This is a genomic window from Actinosynnema sp. NPDC049800 (assembly GCF_040656635.1).
Lineage (GTDB): Bacteria > Actinomycetota > Actinomycetes > Mycobacteriales > Pseudonocardiaceae > Actinosynnema.
Window position 1 is genome coordinate 75,286 of sequence record NZ_JBFAMT010000035.1, and the last position, 21,829, is coordinate 97,114.

The following is a 21,829-nucleotide window of genomic DNA, read 5'->3' on the forward strand; positions in this document are numbered from 1 at the left end:
TCCCCCCGGATCCCTTGTCCCCCGACTTCCCCTGACCTGCATCAATGGTGATCGACGAGGCGTACGGGAACAATGTCGCACCCCGGCCGCTCCGAGACCCCGTTTATTGCCGGTTTCCGGCAATCAAGCCCGTGCGCACGACTCGGCCGCCATACCACGGTTCGTTTGGTCAGAAAATCTCCCACTTGGCTGCTGTGCGGTAAGTTGCCGGCACTTAAGCTGGCTGTCCGACGACCCCTGCCGCAGCCCTCACGCCGTTCCCCGCCATCCCGGCCTCGGCGAGGGCTGCCCGTCGAAAGGACAGTCCCCCATGCGTACCGGTCGCTTCCGCGCCGCCGTCGTGGCCGCCGCCACGGCACTGCTCGCCCTCACCGGCGCGACGATGGCCTCGGCCGCGCCCGCCGAAGCCGTCCAGGACACCGTCTTCTCCCCCGCCGCCGACACCCCGGTCACCGCCCTGGTCACGAAGCTGACCCACGCCGAGGCCGCGGCCCGCTTCCGCGCCGCCGGCATCACGTGGTCCTCCAGCGGCGGGTGCAGCGACCGCAACAACCCGACCTGCACGTCGTTCTCGCAGATCAACCTGACGACCGTGCAGGGCGCGGAGACCCTCAGGCGGGCCACCGGCTGCGCGCTGAACATCACCGGCGGCACCGAGACCGGGCACGCCAGCGGCACCTACAGCCACTGGAACGGCTACAAGCTCGACTACAGCCTCTCCACGTGCCTCGGCAACTACATCCGCGGCACCTTCGCCTACATCGGTGGCAACAAGTGGCGCTCCGGCTCCGGGAACGTCTACTTCCTGGAGAGCAACCACTGGGACGTCACCTACTACAACTGCGGCGGCTGCTGACACCGCCGCGTGGAAAGGGGGACCGGCGGCGCGACCGGTCCCCCTCTTCACACCCGTCCGGTCACCCGAAGGCCTTCACCTCCAGCAGCCCGACCGAGTCCGTCCCGCTCTGGAGCACGACCCGCAACCGCGTCGTGCTCACCGGCGTGAACGTCACCTCCTGGTAGGCGTCCGTCGCCACCGGGTACCCGCTCGCACCGGCCACGTCGACGTAGGCCGACCCGTTCCAGTGCTGCACCTTCCACGACGCCGGCACGCGCACTCCCCCGTTGTCGTCGAAGAAGTACACCCGCGCCGAGCGCACCGACTGCGCCGAGGTCCACGTCAGCTCGGCCCACTGCTCGCCGGTGTTGGGCCAGGTGCCCCACCGCGGGTTGACGGTGTCGTTGGACGACGGCGGGTCGACGCCGTCGTTGATCGCGGCCACCGACTCCCACGGCGAGGTGTACGAGGCCGACGGCGTGGCGGACCCGGCCAGGTTCGGCGGGGGTTGCGGATCCGTGCCGCCGCCCCGGTTGTAGGCCTTCACCTCGGTCAACCCGGTCTTGAACCCGGACGCGTGCGTCACCTGGACCCGGATCCGCTGCGTGGACACCGGCGTGAACCGGACCCGGTTGTAGTTGGCCTTCGGCGTCGTCGGCGTCTTGCTCTGCGCCGCCGCGGCGACCCACGCCGAGCCGTTCCAGTACTGGACCGCGTACGACGACGGCGCGCGGTACCGGTTGCCCGCCCGGTCGTCGCGGAAGTGCAGCCGCACCTCGTCGACCGTCCGCTGCTGCCGGAAGTCGATCTCGTAGTGGTCGGTGCCGTTCGGCGATCCCGACGTGCCCCACAGCGGCTCGTTGGTCGGGAACCCGTCCACCGCCGCCCCGACCGACGTGCCGGACGCGGTGTAGGACGCCGTGACGCCCGCGCCCTGCGCCAGGTTCGGCGTGGTCGAGGTCAGGTCGACGCCCGCCTTGGCGAACACGTCGACCATCCGCGCGCTGCCGTGCGCCACGTTCTGCGGCGCCTGCAACCCGCTGACCGGCACGCTGTGGTTCACCGTGCCGGCACCGGACGGGAACGTGACCTCGCCGTTCGCCGGGTTGTAGAGCACCCGGGTCAGCCGGTCGACGGTGAACGCGCGCGTGCCGTTGAGGTAGACCGAGTAGCCCTGCGGCACGCCGTTGTAGCGGGTGACGCCGTCGGCCGGGTCGTCCCACACCACGCTCAGGTCCATGTTGCGGTAGCGCAGGTTGTTGACCGCGAAGTGCGACCAGCCGATGTTGATCGGCGACAGCTCGATCCGGCTGTCCGTGCGCGGGCGCAGCCCGGCCACGTCCTCCACCACGGTCCAGTTGCTGCTGCCCAGGATGTTGTGGTGGATCCACGAGCGGTAGTCGATGGTCTTGGCGCCCGCGTTCCAGTTCGCCCAGAACTCGTTGGCGTCGGGCCACTGCGTGTTGCCGCCGACGTACTGCGCCCAGGTGTTCCAGTAGAGCAGCTTCTTGTAGTCCTCGGCGGTCATCCACTGGTTCGGGTAGTTGCGCAGCACCGAGGAGTACAGCCGGAACTGGACCGTGGAGTTGATGGTGGAGAAGTTGTTCGAACCGGGGTGGCCCGCCTGCGCCGCCTCGGCCTTGTCGCGCTGGTTGGCCGTGTAGAACGGGAACACCGGGTACTCGGCCGGGTCCGCGAACAGCCGAAGCGCCTGCTTGTACTGGTCGGTGTTCGGCATCAGGCCGACCGAGAACGGGTAGTAGTTGTTGATCTCCTTCCACGGCACGTGGGCGTTCGCGGCCACGTGCTTGTGCTCCAGCAGCTGCCGCGACGGGTTCCACAGCGTGGTCACCACGCCGTTGCGGATCCGGTCGGCCAGCGCCTGCATCTCGCTCGCCTTCGCCGTGTCGCCGATCAGCGCGTACGCCTGCTGCGCGGCCGACGCGCCGCTCCACACGTACGCGGTCTCGGCCCGGTCGAGGTTGCCCGCGCGCCAGTCGAACGACACCGCGTCGGCGTCGTTGCCGGTCATGGCGCCCCAGTCGTACTCGATGACGCCGTTGTTGTTGGTGTCGAACGTGGCCAGTTGGCCCTTCACGTCACCTTCGGCGTACTTGGCCAGGTTGCCCGCGATGGCGGGCTGGCCGCCGTGGATCTGGTAGCTGCGCCACGCCGCCTCGGAGATGTACTGGGTGTAGGAGTTGGACCAGTTCTCCGGGTCGCCGGGGTTGTCCATGAACCGGCCGCCCTTGGACGACTGGCCGACCGACAGCCACGGACCGTACGAGTAGACCGGGTCGCGCAGGTACTTCAGGTCGTCGATGTGCATCGGCTGGGTCAGCGCGATCGCGTTGTTGTAGCCGGTGACGCCCTCGATCGAGACCGGGAACTGGAAGTCCTGGCCAGGGATGTCCACGTCGAGGTGGTTGAAGCGCATCAGCCACCAGCGGTAGTAGACGTTCTTCTTGATCGCCGGGTCGGGCACGTCGATGTAGGGGATGTGGTCGGCCCACCAGCGGTTGTAGTCGCGCACGTGGGTGGCGAACGCGACCGACGGCGAGTGGCCGCGGTAGGCGTTGTACTCGGTCAGCGACTCGGGGATCTCGTCGGTGACGAAGCCCATCACGACCTTGGTGGTGGTCGACTGGCCGGCGCCCAACGTGACGGACCTGGTCAGCGCGCCGCTCGCGGCGGTGAACCCGTCGCCGGACAACCGCGGCCGGATGGTGGTGAGGTTGTTCTTCACCTGCCGCGAGCCGGTCAGCTCCGCGCCGCTGACCGTGGTCGCGTACGGCGAGGTGACGCGCAGCGGCAGGGTGGCGGACGCCGAGCCGGTGTTCGTGACGGTCAGGTTGGTCACGGCGACGTTGTTGTGCGTGATGAACTTCGCCACCTCCACCCGCACGCCCGTGCCGGTGTAGACGCCCTTCCAGTGGCTCGGGGCCTGCCACCGGCTCGACACCTGCTCGGTCAGCGTCCCCGAGCCCACGGTGACGGCGTAGGCGTTCTGGCTGCTGATGTTGTCCCAGTACGCGGCGTTGCCGCCGAAGCCGATCACGGCCGGGTTGTGGGTGTACATGAACGCGCCGCGACCGCGGGTCATCAGCCACGGGCCCGCCGGGTCGTTGCCCGGGCGGGCGAGCAGGCGGTCCATCCAGAAGTCCGTGCCGCCGCTCTCGGCGTCGTAGATGGCCTTCATCGTGCTGCCGGTGCTGTAGCCGACCGGCGGCGCGGGGATCGAAGGTCCGTTGAACGTCGGGTAGCCGATGGTCTGGGCGGCGGAGGCGCTCGGGACCGGCGCGAGGAGCGCGCCGAGCACCACCGCGGTCGCCAGCCGTCGGGTCACGCCTGGAAGGCTTGCCATTCCAACACCCCCGTCGAGAAGTCGGGCTTCGAGGTGATCGACAACCGCAGCCGCGTGGTGTTCACGGCGGTGAACGTGGTGGTGTTGAACGCGTTGCCCGCCACGCCGCAAGCGGACTGGCCGGGCACGTCGACGTACCCGCTGCCGTTGAAGTACTGGACCTTGCACGACGCGGGCAGGTCGATGCCCTGGTCGTCGTCGAACCAGTACGTGGCCACCTTGTTGATCGAGCGGCTGGTCGGCCACTGGTACTCGACCCACTGCGTGCCGCGCTCGGGCCAGTTGCCGTAGGCGAGGTTCGAGCGGTCCGCGGAGCTCGCGGGCGTGCCGCCGTTGTTGAGCGCGGCCAGTGACTCCCACGCCGAGACGTGCGAGGTGGACGCGGTCGCCGAGGTGGCCAGGTTCGTGCCCGTGCCGGGGTCGGCGCCGGGGTTCGGCGGCGGACCGGTCGTGGTCTGGGTGACCTTGCGCATCGTGCCGTCGGCGTTGAAGTGCAGCAGGTCCACCGCGACGGACCGGCGGAAGTTGCCGCCGCCGGGCGCGTTGGCGTTGTGGTAGACGATGTACCACTGCCCGTTGAACTGCACCACGCCCGCGTGGTTCGTGGTCGAGGAGACCCGGTCGAGCACGACGCCGCGGTGCGTCCACGGCCCCAGCGGGCTGGTGGCCGTGGCGTAGCGCTGGCAGGCGTAGTTGGAGTCGGTGACGCAGCCGTTGGTGTCGTTGGCCGCGTACATCAGGTAGTAGAGGCCGTTGCGCTTGAACATCCAGGGCGCTTCCCAGAAGTTCGCCAGGCCCTGCGGCGTGACCACCGCGCCGTCCAGCTCGATCATGTTGGGCTTGAGCTTCGCCGCCCGCGCGCCCCAGTAGCCGCCCCAGTAGATGTAGGACTGGCCGTCGTCGTCGGTGAACACCGTCGGGTCGATGTTCAGCCCGGACGAGTTGGGCGTGCCGTCGCTGATCAGCGGACCGCCCTTGGCGTCGCGGAACGGCCCGAGCGGGCTGTCGCCGACCGCGACGCCGATGTCCATCCACCCCGCGCCGTTGCCGTTGACGGAGGTGTACCAGTAGTACTTGCCGTTCTTCGCCTCGACCTCACTGGCCCAGGCGTCCGCGCCCGCCCACGGGAAGGTGCCGATGTTCGCCTTCGCCCCGTGGTCGGTCCAGGTGGCGGCATCGGTCGAGGAGAGCACCCGCCACTCGCGCATGACGAAGTTGTTGGTGCCGGTGGGCGCTTCGTCGCGGCCCGCGTAGACGTACAAGGTGTTGCCGACGACCAGTGGCGCGGGGTCGGCGGTGTAGACGCTGGTGATGATCGGGTTGGCCGCGGACGCGGCCGGTGCGACGGCGGCGGAGGCGACGAGCGCGAGTGCCGCGCCCAGCTTCACCGCCCGATGTCGGGTGCGCATGGGTGAGTCCTAACGGTGGGGGGGTGGTGGCTAGCGGCCGGTCGCGTGCAGGTCGGCCACTTCGGCGGCGGTGAGGGCGCGGCCGTGGACCCGGAAGCCGTCCACGGCGCCGTCCAGGTAGGGGTCGCCCGCGTACTGGGAGCGCCCGATCCAGTTCTGCGTGGTGCTGCCGAGCGCGGACGGCCGCACGGTCAGCGCCGTGTTGCGGGCCGCCTCGACGCCGTTGACGTAGAGCACGCCCAGGTTGCCCGCCTGCGTCACGGCGACGTGCGTCCACGCGCCGGCGGGCAGGGGTGACGGCGCGTCGATGCGCTGCTCGGCGCTCGCGCCGCCGGTGGTGATGGCGAACCGGGCGCCGCCGGCCGAGCCGCGCGGGGTCAGGAACAGGTAGGTGCTGGTGCCCGCGCCGAAGTCGAACACCCGCGCCCACGTGGTCACGGCGCCCAGCCACACCCAGGTGGCCACGCTGAACGCCGTGGCGCCCGCCAGCAGGCCGGCCGGCAGCAGCACGTGCTCGCCCGCCCCGCCGAGGTCGACCGCCGAGCCGGTGCGCCCGGTGGTCCACCGCGCGCCGCCGGCGAGGGTGGCGGTCCGGCCGTTGCCGGTGGCGTCGGCCGCCACCGAGCCCGCCGCCTCGTCGAACGGGTAGTGCGCGATGAACGGCGGCGGCGCGGGCGTGTCGGTGACGTTCCAGTAGACCGTGTAGCGCTGGCCGTGGGCCTGGTAGAACGGCAGCAGCGTCACCTGGCCCGTGCTCGCCGTCGCCGTGTAGCGCAGCGGGGTGGTCGTGGCCCGCAGGGTCCCGGGCTGGAGCGTCGGCATCGACGTCAGGTCGGTCGTGCCGAAGCCGCCCGCGAGCACGATCGGTCCGTGCTTGACCGCCTGCACGGCCGGGTTGTCCGGCGCCGGCTCCCGGGTCAGCGCCATCGGCAGGCTGAGGTCCACCACGTCACCGTTGCTCCACGTCCGGTCCAGGCGGGCGTACGTGCCCGGCACGGTCGGCACGTCCTGCACCGCGCCGTTGAGCTTGAGCTGGGCGCCGGCGGCCCAGGACGGGATGCGGACGCGCAGGTCGATCGGGCCGGACCCGGTGACGGTGAGGCGGGTGGACGGCGACTCGGGGAACGAGGTGTCCTGCCGCACGGTGATCCCCCGGCCCGGCCAGGTGAGCGTGGAGGCGATGAACAGGTTGACGTACAGGGTGTTGCCGGCGTGGAAGTAGATGCTGTCGGAGTGCTTGGTGTTGGTCTCCATCCCGGTGCCGTGGCAGCAGGTGAAGTCCTGGTAGTCGTTGCTGTACGTGCGCCGGCCGCCGGGCCGCAGCGGCACGTAGTAGCTGTGGTGGCCGTGCGCGGACGCCGGGTCCTGCCCGCCGAGCAGGTGGTTGTAGAGGGCCTTCTCGTGGAAGTCGAAGTAGTGGGCCCTCGGGTCGGTGCGGAACAGCTGGCGGGTCAGCTTGAGCATGTTGTAGGTGTTGCAGCACTCGCACGTGTGGTCCGACAGCTCCGACGCGATCCGGCCGGGCGCCTTGAAGTACTCGCCGTTGGAGTTGCCGCCGATGGCGTAGGTGTGCGTGCCCACCACGATGTTCCAGAAGTTGGTCGCGATGTCGCGGTACCGGGTCAGGCCGGTGGCGTGGTACTCGCGGATCGCGCCGACCGCCTTGGGGATCTGGGTGTTGGCGTGGTAGCCGTTGAGCGCGTCGACGTTGTTCGCCAGCGGGTCGAAGATCTCGGCGTGGTCGAAGTACTGCGCGGCGGTGAGGTGCGCCGGGTCGCCGGTGAGCTGGTAGAGGTTGGTCAGCACCTCGTTCATGCCGCCGAACTCGGTCTTGAGCATGTTCTGCCGCTGCGCCAGGGTCAGCCGGCCGTTGCGCCAGCCGACCCACGCCGCCATGCGGGTCAGCACGGTGAGCGCCTGGGCGTTGCCCGCCAGCAGGTGCATGTCCAGCAGGCCCGCCAGGATCTTGTGCAGGGTGTAGTAGGGCGCCCACACCTGCTGGCGTGCTTCCACGCGGTCGATGAAGCTCTCCGGGAACGCGGACAGGTAGCCGGTGTTGAACCCGGCGGCCTGGGCCCGGTCCTGGCAGGTGGCGAGCTGGGCGACCAGGTAGTCGCCCTTGGTGCGGAACGCGGTGTCGCCGGTGCTCGCGTACGCCTGGGCCAGCGCGGTCAGCACGTGACCGGTGGAGTGGCCGCGCAGCTCGGTGGTCGGCGACTCCCACCCTCCACAGGGGACGGCCGACGACGGCAGGCCGACGTTGAGGCGGAAGGTGTGCAGCAGCCGGTCGGCGTCGAGGAACTCGAGGTAGGCGTGGGTGCGGGAGGTGTTGGTCTGGAACGGTCCGGCCAGCAGCGTCACCGCGCCGAGCGGGAACGCGTGCGCCGACGCGCCCGTGTCCGGTCTCGCGGCGGAGGCGACCGGGTCGGCGGCGGCGGCGGCGGTGCTGCTCAGGGCGGGCAGGGCGGTGGCCGAGGCGACCACCGCGCCCGCTCGCAGCACGGCACGACGTGATGGAGTGGGCATGGACATGCGCGTCACCTTCCGTGACGTGGTGGCACAGGACTCGCGGTGGGGAGGAGGGCCGGCGCCCCCGGGGTGCAGGGCCGCGGGGGCGCCGGCGTCGCTCAGCGGCCGTAGCGGCTCTTCAGGTGCCGCCACCAGTCGCGGAACATCCACGCGTCGAACTCGGTGATGTTCCGGGCGCTGCCGGCCTTCATGATGAAGCTCGACACGCCGGTGGGCGTCCAGTCGTAGAAGTCGTCCAGACCGAACGTGTGCCCGATCTCGTGCAGCAGGATCGTCACGTCCGTGCTGCCGAGGTTGTTGACGAAGTACTCGCTGCCCATCCGCTGGCCCCAGTCGCCGCCCGCGCCGCCGCCCATGCCGGCGGTCAGCCACAACGACTGGTCGTAGTGCCGGGGCACCCCGCCGGGACAGTTGCGGTACTGGCCGTCGCGGACGAAGAACCGGCCGCACTGCTCGGCGCACTGCGGCGCGTTCTCCCGGATGTTGTTGACGTAGATGTCGACCGAGTTGTCGCTCCACTGCAACGTGCTGCGGTCGCGCACGGCCCAGCCGACGACCTTGACGGGCACCTGCGCGTAGGGCCAGTTGTTGTGCCCCACCATCAGGTCCGTCCACTTCTTGTACTGCTCGGCGAGCTTGGCGTGGATGCGGTCGCGCAGCGACGCGCTCACCGGCGCCGACGAGTCCCACCGCACGCAGAAGTTCAGGTAGCCGCCGTTGACGAAGACCTGGTCCCAGCCGTAGTTGCGGAACCCGTACAGGTTGCCGTACGTGCTCTCCTGGTGCGACCACACCTGGTTCAGCGGGGTCACCAGGTTCGACGGCGGGCTCCACGTCGCCGGGTTGGCGGCGGCCGTGACGTCACGCGCCTGCTCGGCCTGCGCGACGCCCGCGCCGCTCACCGCCAGCGCGAGGACCACCGCGCCGAGCACCGTTCTCATCCATGATCGTGACACGATCATCTTCCTTCCGATTGCCGGACGAAGCAGCATCGGACAGCGGGATCAGCCCTTGACGGCGCCTGAGGTGAACCCGCGGACGTAGCTGCGTTGCATGGCGGCGAAGAGCACGAGGCAGGGAACTGCCATGAACACCACCCCCGCTTCGAGGGCGGCGTAGTCGATCGACCCGTGGCTCGCGGTCCGCATGTTGACCACGGCGAGGGTGGTGGTGAACTTGTCGGTGGAGTTGAGCAGGATCAGCGGCGCGAAGAACTCGCTCCACGAGGTCAGGAACGCGAACAGGCCGACGGTCACCAGGCCCGGCCGCACGGCGGGCAGCATGATCCGCACGAGGGTGCCGGCGCTGGTGCAGCCGTCGACCCGGGCCGACTCCTCCAGCTCCAGCGGCACGGCCTCGAACGAGTTGCGCATCATGAACACCGAGAACGGCAGCTGGAACGTGATGAGCACCAGGCTCAGCCCGACCAGCGAGTCCTCCAGCCCCAGCCACCCCAGCAGCACGTACAGGGCGATGAGGATCGTCGCGTACGGCACCATCAGGATCGCCAGCGTGAGCAGGAACAGCGCGTCGCGGCCGGGGAACCGGAACCGGCCGAACGCGTAGCCGCCGAGGGTGGCGGTGAACAGCGTGCCGCCCACCGTGAGCGCGCTGACGACCACGCTGTTGAGCACGTGCTCCAGCCGCACGCCGTTGGCGGAGGTGAACAGCCGGGCGTAGTTCTCCAGCCCGAACCCGGTGTCCGTGCGCACGGACGCGAACCCGGCCCACACCAGCGGGAAGAGGAACAGGATCGCCAGCGCCGTGCCGGTGACGTAGTAGCCCCGGCGGTTGCCCGCGGTGGTCTTCACGACGACCTCCGGCGCAGCACGCGGAACTGGATGGCGTTGAACACCACGAGCACGACCAGCAGCACCACCGAGATGCCCGCGGCCGAGCCGAGGTCGAGCCGGATGAACGCCTCCCGGTAGATCACCATCACCAGCGAGGTGGTGCTGTTGTCCGGCCCGCCGCGGGTGAGGATCCAGAACTGGTCGAACGCGAGCAGCGAGCCGGTCGTCATCAGGGTGAGCACCAGCGCGATCGTGGGCCGCATCAGCGGCACCGTGATCCGCCGGAACGTCTGCCACCGGTTCGCGCCGTCCACCCGGGCGGCCTCGTAGACGTCCGGTGGGATCGCGTGCAGCCCGGTCAGCAGGATCAGCATGGTGAACCCGGCGAACCGCCACAGCACCAGCAGCACCGCGGACCCGAGCGCCGAGCCCGGGCTGCCGCTGGTCCACGACACGTACCCGTCGACCAGCCCGAGCCACGACAGCAGGTCGGTCACCGGCCCGATCTCGTCGCTGAGCAGGCCGAGGAACAGCAGGGACGCGCTGGCGAACCCGACCGCCGTCGGCAGGAAGAACGCGGTGCGGAAGAAGCCGACGCCCGGCCGCCGGTGCTGCACCAGCAGCGCCAGCCCGAACGCGACCACGAACAGCAGCACCGTGATGACCACCGTGTACTTGACCGTGAACCAGGCCGCGGAGCGGAGCAGCTCGTCCTCGCCGATGCCGCTGTAGTTGGCCGGCGCGTTGAACTTCGCCTTGCCCAGCAAGGGCCAGCGGTGCAGGGACATCCAGACCACGAGCGCCAACGGCACCAGGAAGAACAGCCCCACCATCACGGCGGTCGGCGCGGCGTACGCGGCCCCGACGAGCGCGCGCAGCCGACGGCCCCTCCGCGCCGGTCGCGACTCCGAACGCGGTCGGGGTGCGCGCGCGCCCGGTGCGGCCGTCGTTGCCGGGTTCGACGTCGTCGTCGTGGACATCCGAGCCTCCGGTGGCTGCTCAGCCCTGCTGGAGCGACTTGGTGATGGCGGTGTTGCCGTCGGCCAGCGCCGTGCCCGCGTCACCGAACAGCGCGCCCCGGACGGTTTGCAGCCACGGGCTCTGCGGGTCGTTGAACGAGACGTTGAAGTTGCGCGCGTACGGCGTGCGGCCCTTGGCCACCAGGCCGTTGACCAGCACGGTGCGCGGGTCGGCCGAGGAGTACTTGTTCTCCGCCAGGTCGGTGCGGGTCGGCACGCCCTTGTTCTTGGCGACGACCTCGACCTGCGCCTCGTCGGACGTGGTCCAGGACAGGAAGTCCCACGCCTGCTCGGCCTTCTCCGAGGTCGCGCCGATGCCGAGCGCGTCACCGCCGACGAAGGTCGACTCGCCGCCGGCGAGCCCGCTGATCGGGGCCACGCCCAGCTTCAGGCCCTTCTGCTCCAGCGCGTCCAGCCAGACCGACGGCGCCGGCGCGATGCCGACGTTCCCGCTCTGCAACGCGCCGAGCCAGGTGGGACCGGCCTCGTCCTTCGACGCGGGCGCGGCCACGCCCTGCTCGTACAGCTCGCGGTAGAGGGCGAACACGTCGGCCATCTCCGGCGAGTCGACCCTCGCCTCCTCGCCCTCGGGGTCGAGCACGTCGCCGTTCGCCGCCCAGACCGACGGCCACAGCGTGAACTCGACGCACCCGCCGCAGTTGCCGCCGAAGTACGTGCCGTTGACGTCACCGCCGAGCTGGTCGACCTTGCGGGCGTGGTCGGCGAACTCGCGCAGGGTGCGCGGCGGCTGCTCCGGGTCGAGGCCCGCCTTGGCGTAGAGGTCTTTGTTGTACAGCAGCACGGACAGGTCGATCGTGTGCGGCAACGCGAAGTTCGCGCCTTCCCACGTGCCGGCCTTCAGGTGCGACGGCGCGAGCCGGTCCTTCACGGGCAGCGCGGCGAGCCGCTCGGTGATGTCGGCCCACAGGCCCTGCGAGGCGTACTGGGGCGCGAACACCACGTCGGCCGCGAACAGGTCGGGCAGCGACTTCGCGCCCGCCGCCGACGCGAGCTTGGCCGGGTACTCCTCGTTCGGGTAGGCGGTCACCTCCACCTTGTTGCGGTGGGTGGCGTTGTAGGCGTCGGCGTAGGCCTTGGAGACGGATTCGGTCGCCGCGCGGGTCCACAGCGTCAGCACCGCGCCGTCGTCCGCGCCCGCCGGGCCCTCGGCCCGCTGGTCGCCGCACGCGGCCAGCACCAGCACACCCGCCGCCACGGCGGAGGCAATGCGAAGCCCTCTGGTTTTCACCGGTCTCTCCTTTGAGCACGGTCCGGGTGGGTCATCAGGTGGTGGTCGGTCGGGGTCCTGCGTCGGTCGGGTCCCGGTCGGGTTTTGCGTCGGTCAGGTCCTGGGGTCGGTCGGGTTGCGTCGGTCAGGTCCTGGGCAGCCAGACCCGCATGGTCGACGGGCCGCCGCGCGCCCAGCGGTGGTACGGCACGAGGGTCAGCGGGGTGGTCGGCCCGGTGGCGCCGTCGGTCGGCTCCGGCGGTCCGTAGGGCCACGCGTCCGGGCGCGGCGCGTCGAACCGGGCCTGGACCTCGACGCCCGCCTCCGCGTCGACCGGCGGCACGGTGTCGTCCACGCGCAGCGCGTCGAGGTCGGCGTCGCCGTCGGACTCGGCGCAGTACACCAGCGGCCCGCGTTCCACGGCCACGCAGCCGCGCGTCGCGTCGATCCTCGGGTCCGGCGCGGTGAAGCGGGGCCGGGTCGGCAGCTCCAGCCGGATCTCCTCGCCGACCGCGAACGACCGGTACACCACGATGTCGCCCACCGGCACCTGCCGCCGCCCGTGGGTGGTGACGAGCTCCGCGCCCACCGCCCACCGCGGCACCCGCAGGGTGATCGACCACGGCTGGTCGTCGGTCTTGGTCACGCGCACGGCCACCGCGCCCTCGTCGGGGAGACCGGTGCGCACCTGCAAGCCCACCTCGCGGCCGTCGTCGAGCCGGGTGGAGACCTCGGCGTCGACGTACTGGTGCAGCCGCACGCCCGTGTCGTCGGCCGTGACGAGGTAGCACGAGAGCCCGGCCAGCAGGCGTGCCGCGTTCGGCAGGCAGCACGACACCTCGAACCACGGCGCCCGCGGCCCGCCGCCGAACCCCAGCTGCTCCTCGTCGCGTGCCAACGCGGCGGTGGGCGTGCGCTGGTGCAGGGTGTGCGCGTAGAAGAAGGACCGGCCGTCGTCGCCGATCGCGGTCGCGACGACGTTGTAGAGGATCCGCTCGATCACCTCGTCGTAGCGACCGTCGCCGGTGGCCAGCAGCAGCCGCCAGGCCAGCATGATCGCGGCCACCCCGGCGCACGTCTCGGAGTACGCGCGGTCCGACGGCAGCACGAAGTCGTCGCCGAACGCCTCGTCGGCGTGCCGCGAGCCCATGCCGCCGGTGAGGTACGTGCGCCGGGCCAACGTGCGGTCGAACTGGGCGGCGACGGTCTGGAGCAGCTCGTCGTCGCCCGTCTCGACCGCGACGTCCACCGCGCCGGCGGCCAGGTAGAGCGCGCGCACGGCGTGTCCGTGCAGGACTTCCGCCTGCCGGACGGGCCGGTCGTCGCTGAAGTACGACCAGCCGAAGTGGTGGCGCGGCAACGTCCGATGGCCGCGGCGTTCGACGAAGAGGGCGGCTTGGTCCAGGTAGCGCTGCTCGCCGGTGAGGCGGGCCAGCTCCACGAGGCCCAGCTCGATCTCGGGGTGGCCGCAGACGCCGGGCGTGCCGTCGGGTCCGAACGCCTCGCAGACGTGGTCGGCGGCGCGGCGGGCCACGGCCAGGAGCGGGTCGTCGTCACCGCCGCGGGTGCGGGCCCGCGCGACGGCGGCTTGCAGCAGGTGCCCGGTGCAGTAGAGCTCGTGGCCCCACAGCATGTCGCTGTACCGGGCGGGTTGGCCCGGGCGGCCGAACGCGGTGTGCAGGTAGCCGTCCGCCGCCTGGGCCGCCGCGATCGCGCCGGTCAGCTCGGTGATCTGCGCGTCGAGGGCGCCGGGCGCACCCGTGCGGCCGACCTCCCAGGACATCGCCTCCAGCAGCTTGTAGACCTCGGAGTCGGTGAACTCCCGGCCGCGGCGGGTGGCGGAGCCGGCGTCGGGGCGCGCGAAGTTGCCGGTCCAGCCGAGCCGGTCCATCCACGACCGGGCGTGCGGGATGGTGGCGGTGGCGTTGACGTCCTGGCGGGCCCGCCAGAAACCGCCGGTGATGCGGACCTCGTCCTGGCCGAGCGGGCGCAGCTTCCCCCGCGACGGCACGACGGGACGTCCCCCGACGGCAGTGGTGTCCGGCGACGTCACTGTCATCCCAACCTCCCGCGGTCCGGTGTGCTCGTCCAGCACTCTGGCAGCCGAAAACCTTTTCGGCAATCATCCTTGTGGCGTCTCGGAAACGTCGTCCACGATGGCGGTTCATGGTCGTGAAGAGCGCCTACAATCGATTCGGCGTTCGACAAACTTTTCGAAAGGCTTTCGATGGGCAGACGGCGGTCCGACGCGGTGACCCTCAGCGACGTGGCGCGGCTGGCCGGCGTCTCGATCTCCACCGCGTCCAAGGCCATCAACGCCAGGGACGAGGTCGCGCCCGCCACCCGCGAGCGCGTGCTGCGGGCCGCCGCCGAGTTGTCGTTCCAGCCCAACGCCCTGGCGCGCGGGTTGATCTCGGGGCGGACGCGCACCATCGGCCTGCTCACCGACGAGCTCGGCGGCCGGTTCGCCATCCCGATCCTGCTGGGGGTGGAGAACGCGTTGGCCAACGAGCAGATGTCGGTGCTGCTGTGCGACGCGCGCGGTGACGCGATCCGGCGCCGGCACTACATCAGCACGCTGCTGGCCAGGCAGGTCGACGGGTTCATCATCCTGGGCGACGACAACGACATCCGGCCGTCGCTGACCCGCGACATCCCGGTGCCGGTCGTGTACGTCTACTGCGAGTCCAGCGACCCGGACGACCTGTCGGTGATCGCCGACGACGAGGGCGGCGCGCGCCTGGCGGTGGAGCACCTGGTGTCGTTGCAGCGCAAGCGGATCGGCCACATCACCGGGCCGCAGACGTATCGCGCGGCCCGTGACCGCGTGACCGCGTTGCACCGGGTGCTCGCCGAGCACGGGTTGGGGCTGGCGGGCGGCGCGCCGCTGTACGGCGAGTGGTCGCAGCGCTGGGGACGGCACGCGGCCCGGATGCTGCTGGCCACCGATCCCGAGGTGGACGCGGTGTTCTGCGGCAACGACCAGATCGCGACGGGGGTCGCGGACACGTTGTCCCGCTTGGGGAAGCGGATACCGGAGGACGTGGCGATCGTCGGCTACGACAACTGGGAGGACTTCGCCGCCGACTGCCGGCCGCCGTTGACGACCGTGGACCTGGACTTGGAGCGGTTGGGCACGACGGCGGCGCGGTACCTGTTCGACGCGTTGGACGGGAGGCGGCCGTCGGGGGTGATCCGGCAGCCGTGCCGGTTGGTCGTGCGTGAGTCAACCTCGGCGATCGGGCATGCGTGAGCCGGGTTCGTGGGGGTTGGGTCCGGTGTTGTGGGGTTCGTGGGTGTTGTCGGGTTCGTGGGGCTCGTGGGTGTTGTCGGGTTCGTTGAGGGCGTTGGGGTCGTCGGGTTCGAGGAAGACGGCGATGCCGTCCAGGACCCGGTGCAGGCCGAAGTCGAACCAGCCGTCCAGGTCGGCGGTGGTCGGCGGGTCGGCGGCGGCCAGTTCGGTGAGCCAGGGGTAGCGGTTCGAGCCGACCACGCCCCCGAGGCGGCCGAGCCGGGCCTGCCACCAGCTGCGCGAGCTGACGCCGGTGTCCCGGGCCGCCTCGAACTCGGCCACCGCCATCAGGGCCGTGCCCTGCACGTACCCGCTCACCAGCAGGTACACCGGGAGCGCAGTGCGGTGGTCGAGGGCGAGGGCGGAGAGGAAGCGGTCCACGGTCTCCAGGAGCGAGCGGCCCAGTGGCGGGCGGGTGGTGGCGAGGGCGGTCAGCGACCACGGGTGCCGTTGGTAGAGCGCCCACTCCTCGCGGGCCTCGTGTTCGAGCAGGGCGCGCCAGCCGGTCGCGTCGGGCGGGGGTGGGCGGTGCTCGGCGAGGACAATGTCGACCATGGCCGTGACGAGGTCGTCCTTGCCGGACACGTGGTGGTACAAGGACATCGTGGAGGTGCCGAGCCGGGCGGCGACGAGTCGCATCGAGACGGTGGCGAGCCCTTCGGCGTCGGCGAGCTGGATGGCGGTGCGGACCACCAGGTCGCGGTCGAGCGGCACTGCGGGCACTTTGTCCACAAAGGACCGTCGAGGGTGCGCGCCGTCCTTGCGCGCGCGGTAGGCCCGTGCCTGGCAGGCCCGGCCGCAGTACCGCCGCGGTCGGCCCCGGGTGGGCGGCGCGAGTTCGGTGCCGCAGTGCGCGCAACGCACGGTCGACCTCCTTTTCGTCACGCTGCTGTTGTGTGACGTATACCGTCGAACATGCTTGGGCGTTGGGAAACACTGTTCTTGTGTACAGCGTACAAAGAATCGCCGATGTCGATGAGCTGGACCGGATCGCCCCCGTGTTCGCGGCCGCGTGCGCGGACGAGGCGGTGACCGCGTGGGCGATGACCGGCCACGACTTCACCGAGCTGTTCCGCGAGTGGCTGGCCCGCGCGTTGACCGAACAGGAGGTGGTGGTCGCCGAACGTGACGGGGTGGTCGTCGGCGTGTCCACGTGGATGGCGGTGGAGTCGGCCGAACCCTTGCGGCGGCAGGCGGACGCCTTGGCGGAACAGGCCCGGGCGAACCCGGCGTTGCGGCGGATGGCGGCGGCGGTCGCGCTCCCCCACCCCGACGTGCCGCACCTGTACCTGGCGTCGATGGCGGTGGTGCCGGAGAGCCGGGGGCTCGGCGTGGGCAGCGCCATCCTGCGCCACCGCCTCAGCCGCGCCGACGCCGAGCGCCAACCGGTGTACCTGGAGGCGAGCACTGCGCGCAGCGCCGCGCTCTACGCCCGGCACGGCTTCACCCCGTCCGGGGCCCCGATCGCCCTCCCCGAGGGCGGCCCGCTCCTGCGCCCGCTCTGGCGACCCCCGCACTGACCCGTGTGTCGAACGTTCAAGCCCCGCGTGTCGAACGCTCAGATCCTGCGTGTCGAACGCTCAGGCCCCCGAGTTCAACCCTCAGGTGCACGTGAAGTGGCCCGGAGCCACGTTCGGCTCCGGGCCACGGTGCGGCGCGGTCAGACGGCGGCGGGCACCTTGTCCTGCGCCGACTCCGCCGAACGGCTCGGCCGCGAGTCGGTGGTCGCGGTGCTGCGGAACCCGCGCAGCCGCAGGCTGTTCGACACCACGAACACCGACGAGAACGCCATCGCGGCACCCGCGATCATCGGGTTGAGCAGCCCGGCCGCCGCCAGCGGCAGCGCGGCGACGTTGTACGCGAACGCCCAGAACAGGTTGCCCTTGATCGTGGCGAGGGTCCGCCGGGACAGCCGGATCGCGTCCGCCGCCGCACGCAGGTCACCCCGCACGAGCGTCAGGTCGCTGGCCTCGATCGCGGCGTCGGTGCCGGTGCCCATGGCCAGGCCGAGGTCGGCCTTCGCGAGGGCGGCGGCGTCGTTCACGCCGTCACCGACCATCGCCACGACCTTGCCCTCGCCCTGGAGCCGGGCGACCACGTCCACCTTGTCCTTCGGCAGCACCTCGGCGATGACCTCGGTGATCCCGACCTCGGCCGCGACCGCGCGGGCCGCCGCCTCGTTGTCACCGGTCAGCAGCACCGGGGTCAGGCCGAGCGCGCGGAACTGGCGGACCGCTTCGACGGACGTCGGCTTCACGGTGTCCGACACGACCAGGACCGCTCGCGCCTCGCCGTCCCACGCCACCAGGACCGCGGTGCGCCCCTTCTCCTCCGCCGCACGCTTGGCCTCGGCCAGCGGACCGTCCAGGTGGACGCTCCACTCGGCCAGCAGGCGCTCACGCCCCACGATCAGCGCGTGCCCGTCGACCACGCCCTGCACGCCCAGTCCTTCGAGGTTCTGGAAGCCCTCGACCTCGGGCAGCTCGCCCGTCCGCTCGAGGGCACCGGCCGCGACGGCCTTGGCGATCGGGTGCTCGGAGGCGTGCTCCAGCGCACCGGCCAGCCGCAGCACCTCGTCCTCGTCGACGCCGGGCGCGGTGTGCACCGACACCAGGCTCATCCGCCCGGTGGTGACGGTGCCGGTCTTGTCCAGCACCACGGTGTCGACGCGCCGGGTCGACTCCAGCACCTCCGGCCCCTTGATCAGGATGCCCAGCTGCGCGCCGCGCCCGGTGCCGACCAGCAGCGCGGTCGGCGTGGCCAGGCCCAAGGCGCACGGGCACGCGATGATCAGCACCGCGACGGCCGCCGTGAACGCGCCCGACACGCCACCGCCCGCGCCGAGCCAGAACGCCAGGGTGCCGACCGAGAGGGCGATCACGACGGGCACGAAGATCGCCGAGATCCGGTCGGCGAGCCGTTGCGCCTGCGCCTTGCCGTTCTGCGCGTCCTCGACCAGCTTGGCCATCTGCGCCAGCTGGGTGTCGCCGCCGATCCGCGTGGCGCGGACCACCAGCCGACCACCCGCGTTGACGGTCGCGCCGACCACCGCGTCACCGGGACCGACCTCGACCGGCACCGACTCGCCGGTCAGCATGCTCGCGTCGACCGCCGAGCTGCCCTCGGCCACCACGCCGTCGGTGGCGATCTTCTCCCCCGGCCGGACCACGAACCGGTCGCCGACCGCGAGCTCGCCGATCGGGACGCGGACCTCGCGCCCGTCGCGGAGCACGGCGACGTCCTTCGCGCCGAGTTCGAGCAACGCGCGGAGGGCGGCGCCGGCACGGCGCTTCGACCGGGCCTCGAAGTAGCGGCCCGCCAGGATGAACGTCGTCACCCCGGCCGCGACCTCCAAATAGATCGCGCCGGCGCCGTCGGTGCGCGAGATCGTCAGCTCGAACGGGTGCGTCATGCCGGGCGTGCCCGCGGTGCCGAACAGCAGCGCGTACAACGACCAGGCGAACGCCGCGATCGTGCCCATCGAGATCAGCGTGTCCATGGTGGCCGCGCCGTGGCGCAGGTTCGCCCACGCGGCGCGGTGGAACGGCCACGCGCCCCAGACCAGCACCGGCGCCGCCAGCGTGAGGGAGATCCACTGCCAGTAGGTGAACTGCAGCGCCGGGACCATGGCGAGCAGGATCACCGGGACGGAGAGGACCGCGGACACGAGCAGCCGCTGCCGGAGCACGGCGGTCGGGTCGTTGGCGGTCGGGTCGTTGCCGGTCGGGCCGTTGGGGGTGTCCGGGGTGTCGGTCGTGGGGGTGGGCGGGGGCAGGGCGGCTTGGTAGCCGGCTGCCTCGACCTGCTCGACCAGGGTCCGGGGGTCGAGGTCGGCGGGGAACGTGACGCGCGCCTTCTCGGTCGCGTAGTTCACCGTCGCGGTCACGCCGTCGAGCTTGTTCAGCTTGCGCTCGATCCGGGCCGCGCACGAGGCGCAGGTCATGCCGGTGATCGCCAGTTCGATCCGGGTGTCAGCCATGGCCGTGCTCCTCCTCCGCCCCTTCGGCGTGGGCGCCGTCGGTGCCCACGGTGAACTCGGCCGTGCGCACGACGCCGTCGTGCTGGAAGTCCAGGAACAGCCGGTAGCCACCGGCCGACGGCACCTCGGCGACGAATGCGATCTCCGGGCCGGCGGGTGTCCTGCCGTCACCGGGAGCGCCCTCGGGGTGCACGTGGAGGTAGGCCAGGTCGCCCTCGCGCAACGCCACCAGGTGACCGTACGCCGCCAGGTAGGGCTGCAGGTCGGTGACCGGCACGCCGTCCTTGCTCACGGTCAGCCGCACCGGCGAGGCCTTGCCGGGCACGAGGTCGCCGTCGAGGCGGACCTGGTAGCCGTCGACCTCGGCGACGCGCGACGGCTCGTGGGCGCGCGGTTCGAACGCACCCGCCGCGTTGACGTCGACACCGAGCGTGACCCCTTCGCCACCGGTGGGCTTGAAGTCGGCGAACACGCGGTAGCTGCCGGCGTCGGGCAGGTCCAGCGGCACGGTCCACGTGCCGTCAGGCGCCATCTCGGGGTGGACGTGCCGGAAGTTGGAGGTGTCGCGGCGGACGGCGATGAGGTGCATCCGCTTGTCGTGCTCGACGTCGTAGGCGGTGACCGCCGCGCCGTCGGGGCCGAGGATGCGGAAGGAGAAGGAGTCGGTTCCCGTGGTCAGCGTCGTGTCGGTGGGCGTGAGGGTGTAACCGCCCCTGGACGACGCCAGCCCCGCGGGCTGGTCGTTGCGCGCGGTCTCCGCGACGGTGCCGCTGTGGTCGTCCCCGTGGCCGGCGCCCTCAGCACCGGACGTGTCGTCGTGGCCGCTCGGAGCGGCTTCGACGGCGAAGGGACCGACAGCGCTACCGGCCGCCCAGGCGCCACCGGCGACCAGGGCGAGTACCGCACCGTAGGCGGAGAGCTTCGCTGCTGTGTTCATTGGTCAGTCCTCGAGACTGGTGGAGCCCGTCACGTCCGACGGGCTCCGGGGTTCGGCTGCTGTGCCGTGATCAGGTCCTGGTCGGGATTGATCGGGGTGGTCGTGGGTCAGCCCGCGAGGGCGTAGCCCGCTTCCTCGACGGCCGCGCGGACGTCCGCCTCGGCGACCGGGGCGGCGCTGGTCACCTTGACCGCGCCCGTCGGCAGGTCGACGTTCACGCCGGTCACGCCGTCGATCTTGGTGACCTCTTCGGTCACGGAGGCGACGCAGTGGCCGCAGGTCATGCCGGTGACGGTGAAAGTGGACTCGGCCATCGGGTGCTCCTGGTTCGTTGATCCGGTGTGACTCGGGTGGCGTGCGCAGCCGCTAGGAACGCACCAGGCGGGCGATCGCGTCGCTCGCCTCGCGGACCTTGGCGTCGGCGTTCTCGCCACCCTGGGTGAGGGCGTCCGCTACGCAGTGCTTCAGGTGCTCGTCGAGCAGACCGAGGGAGACCGCCTGGAGCGCCTTGGTCGCCGCGGCGATCTGGGTCAGGACGTCGATGCAGTACTCGTCGTCCTCGACCATCCGCTGCAGCCCGCGGACCTGCCCCTCGACCCGGCGCAAGCGCTTGAGGACGTCGTCCTTGCCGGAGGTGTAACCCCGCATGTCCACTCCCTTCGGTCACCTGTTGCGTGCCCGTCAGGGATATTCATACCCCTGGGGGGTACCTGAGTCAACTCGGACGTCAGGTGGGGTGACTGGCGTCACCCACGGAGGGGCCAGGCGCGCACCCTACCCCCGTACTGTATCTGGGGTTGGGCGGAGGAGGGCCGTAGGCGGGCGGTGACGGGGTGGAGGTCGCCTGGGGTGCGGTGAGGCCGCGGTGGGGAGGGAGCGGTGGGGAGGGAGCGGCCGGGCGAGGTGGGAGGGAGTGGCCCGTCAGGCGGTGCAGCGGAAGCAGAAGTGAGGGCCGACCGGGCGGTCCAGGCCGTGCCAGCCCGCGGCGACGGCCTGTGCCCAGAGCGCCGGCCATCTGGTGGCGGCCTCATCGGGCCGGTTGTGCACACGTCCGCAGTGGTCGCAGATCAGGACGAGCGCGGACACGTGGTGGTCACCGGGGATGGCGGTCACAGTGCGGGGATCGACTTCCTCGTCGGGTGTGGTGCGGGGGTGGTGGTGCGGGTGGTGGGGCGGGGTGGTGGGGCGGGGTGGGGCAACCCGGGATTCTTGTGGTGGTGCGGGGGGCGGTGGCTCGGGAACGCCCGCGTCGAACCTTGCGATCAGCTTGCGATCCCCGGCGGGGTGGTGCGGTGTCCGGCAATCTGGGGCAGGTGCGGTGGTTGAGGCTGGCTCGGATCGACGATTTCAGTCCGGCTCGATTTGACATGGGGCCCTTACGGGCACCCCAGGCAGGCCAAAGCCGGGCAGGCCTGGCGGGAAAAGCGTCCGCCAAGCCTGC

At 71.3% G+C, this 21,829-nt stretch carries 16 protein-coding genes; 3 read left to right on the forward strand and 13 right to left on the reverse strand.

Going from position 1 to position 21,829, the window contains the following annotated elements; all coding sequences use genetic code 11:
* The first annotated feature begins 310 nt into the window (after positions 1-310).
* On the forward strand, positions 311-856 hold the full coding sequence (locus AB0I91_RS30550; protein WP_499640049.1) for a hypothetical protein: 546 nt from the start codon (positions 311-313) through the stop codon (positions 854-856).
* A gap of 61 nt (positions 857-917) precedes the next feature.
* On the opposite strand, the gene AB0I91_RS30555 is transcribed toward AB0I91_RS30550, so the two are convergent.
* From AB0I91_RS30555 to AB0I91_RS30590, 8 genes are all read right to left on the reverse strand, one after another.
* Entirely contained in the window at positions 918-4,184 is a 3,267-nt protein-coding gene (locus tag AB0I91_RS30555) for a galactose-binding domain-containing protein (protein ID WP_499640051.1), read from the reverse strand.
* Positions 4,181-5,611, reverse strand: a complete 1,431-nt coding sequence (locus AB0I91_RS30560) for a glycoside hydrolase family 43 protein (protein WP_499640053.1) — start codon at positions 5,609-5,611, stop codon at positions 4,181-4,183. The genes AB0I91_RS30555 and AB0I91_RS30560 overlap by 4 nt, the downstream gene beginning before the upstream one ends.
* A 30-nt stretch (positions 5,612-5,641) precedes the next feature.
* A complete protein-coding gene (locus tag AB0I91_RS30565) occupies positions 5,642-8,143 on the reverse strand; it encodes a glycoside hydrolase family 127 protein (protein ID WP_499640055.1) in 2,502 nt (833 codons plus the stop codon).
* 95 nt (positions 8,144-8,238) lie between these two features.
* A complete protein-coding gene (locus AB0I91_RS30570) occupies positions 8,239-9,081 on the reverse strand; it encodes a hypothetical protein (RefSeq protein ID WP_499640057.1) in 843 nt (280 codons plus the stop codon).
* Between the two features lie 63 nt (positions 9,082-9,144).
* A complete protein-coding gene (locus AB0I91_RS30575; protein WP_499617531.1) occupies positions 9,145-9,951 on the reverse strand; it encodes a carbohydrate ABC transporter permease in 807 nt (268 codons plus the stop codon).
* Positions 9,948-10,913, reverse strand: a complete 966-nt coding sequence (locus tag AB0I91_RS30580; protein WP_499640059.1) for a carbohydrate ABC transporter permease — start codon at positions 10,911-10,913, stop codon at positions 9,948-9,950. The genes AB0I91_RS30575 and AB0I91_RS30580 overlap by 4 nt, the downstream gene beginning before the upstream one ends.
* Before the next feature lie 19 nt (positions 10,914-10,932).
* Positions 10,933-12,201, reverse strand: a complete 1,269-nt coding sequence (locus AB0I91_RS30585; RefSeq protein WP_499617533.1) for an ABC transporter substrate-binding protein — start codon at positions 12,199-12,201, stop codon at positions 10,933-10,935.
* A gap of 124 nt (positions 12,202-12,325) precedes the next feature.
* A complete protein-coding gene (locus AB0I91_RS30590) occupies positions 12,326-14,239 on the reverse strand; it encodes a glycoside hydrolase family 127 protein (protein ID WP_499640061.1) in 1,914 nt (637 codons plus the stop codon).
* 168 nt (positions 14,240-14,407) lie between these two features.
* Between AB0I91_RS30590 and AB0I91_RS30595 the strand changes: the two genes are divergently transcribed.
* On the forward strand, positions 14,408-15,433 hold the full coding sequence (locus AB0I91_RS30595; protein ID WP_498775598.1) for a LacI family DNA-binding transcriptional regulator: 1,026 nt from the start codon (positions 14,408-14,410) through the stop codon (positions 15,431-15,433).
* Here the strand turns inward: AB0I91_RS30595 and AB0I91_RS30600 are convergent.
* Positions 15,407-16,186, reverse strand: coding sequence for a TetR/AcrR family transcriptional regulator (locus AB0I91_RS30600; protein WP_499640063.1), 780 nt, complete (start codon positions 16,184-16,186; stop codon positions 15,407-15,409). The genes AB0I91_RS30595 and AB0I91_RS30600 overlap by 27 nt on opposite strands.
* 230 nt (positions 16,187-16,416) lie before the next feature.
* On the opposite strand from AB0I91_RS30600, the gene AB0I91_RS30605 reads away from it, so the two are divergent.
* Complete coding sequence (locus tag AB0I91_RS30605) at positions 16,417-16,992, forward strand: GNAT family N-acetyltransferase (RefSeq protein ID WP_498775602.1); 576 nt, start codon at positions 16,417-16,419, stop codon at positions 16,990-16,992.
* Positions 16,993-17,132: 140 nt separating this feature from the next.
* Here the strand turns inward: AB0I91_RS30605 and AB0I91_RS30610 are convergent, their stop codons facing one another.
* The 4 genes from AB0I91_RS30610 to AB0I91_RS30625 form a co-directional block, all read right to left on the reverse strand.
* Positions 17,133-19,451: a heavy metal translocating P-type ATPase gene (locus AB0I91_RS30610; protein ID WP_499640065.1), complete on the reverse strand. Its 2,319-nt coding sequence runs from the start codon at positions 19,449-19,451 to the stop codon at positions 17,133-17,135.
* Positions 19,444-20,388 carry a DUF8832 domain-containing protein gene (locus tag AB0I91_RS30615; RefSeq protein ID WP_498775606.1) on the reverse strand — a complete coding sequence of 315 codons (945 nt, stop codon included), beginning with the start codon at positions 20,386-20,388 and terminating at the stop codon, positions 19,444-19,446. Before AB0I91_RS30615 ends, AB0I91_RS30610 begins: the two co-directional genes overlap by 8 nt.
* Positions 20,389-20,495: 107 nt before the next feature.
* Entirely contained in the window at positions 20,496-20,702 is a 207-nt protein-coding gene (locus AB0I91_RS30620) for a heavy-metal-associated domain-containing protein (protein ID WP_498775608.1), read from the reverse strand.
* 52 nt (positions 20,703-20,754) lie between these two features.
* Entirely contained in the window at positions 20,755-21,036 is a 282-nt protein-coding gene (locus AB0I91_RS30625; RefSeq protein WP_498775610.1) for a metal-sensitive transcriptional regulator, read from the reverse strand.
* Positions 21,037-21,829: the final 793 nt, after the last annotated feature.

Bases quoted from the DNA above. Each gene is read 5' to 3' on its own strand.
- AB0I91_RS30590 (WP_499640061.1), bottom strand. From the start codon at position 14,239: ATGACAGTGACGTCGCCGGACACCACTGCCGTCGGGGGACGTCCCGTC.
- AB0I91_RS30565 (WP_499640055.1), bottom strand. From the start codon at position 8,143: ATGTCCATGCCCACTCCATCACGTCGTGCCGTGCTGCGAGCGGGCGCG.
- AB0I91_RS30595 (WP_498775598.1), top strand. From the start codon at position 14,408: ATGGGCAGACGGCGGTCCGACGCGGTGACCCTCAGCGACGTGGCGCGG.
- AB0I91_RS30560 (WP_499640053.1), bottom strand. From the start codon at position 5,611: ATGCGCACCCGACATCGGGCGGTGAAGCTGGGCGCGGCACTCGCGCTC.
- AB0I91_RS30610 (WP_499640065.1), bottom strand. From the start codon at position 19,451: ATGGCTGACACCCGGATCGAACTGGCGATCACCGGCATGACCTGCGCC.
- AB0I91_RS30615 (WP_498775606.1), bottom strand. From the start codon at position 20,388: ATGAACACAGCAGCGAAGCTCTCCGCCTACGGTGCGGTACTCGCCCTG.
- AB0I91_RS30620 (WP_498775608.1), bottom strand. From the start codon at position 20,702: ATGGCCGAGTCCACTTTCACCGTCACCGGCATGACCTGCGGCCACTGC.
- AB0I91_RS30625 (WP_498775610.1), bottom strand. From the start codon at position 21,036: ATGCGGGGTTACACCTCCGGCAAGGACGACGTCCTCAAGCGCTTGCGC.
- AB0I91_RS30570 (WP_499640057.1), bottom strand. From the start codon at position 9,081: ATGAGAACGGTGCTCGGCGCGGTGGTCCTCGCGCTGGCGGTGAGCGGC.
- AB0I91_RS30580 (WP_499640059.1), bottom strand. From the start codon at position 10,913: ATGTCCACGACGACGACGTCGAACCCGGCAACGACGGCCGCACCGGGC.
- AB0I91_RS30550 (WP_499640049.1), top strand. From the start codon at position 311: ATGCGTACCGGTCGCTTCCGCGCCGCCGTCGTGGCCGCCGCCACGGCA.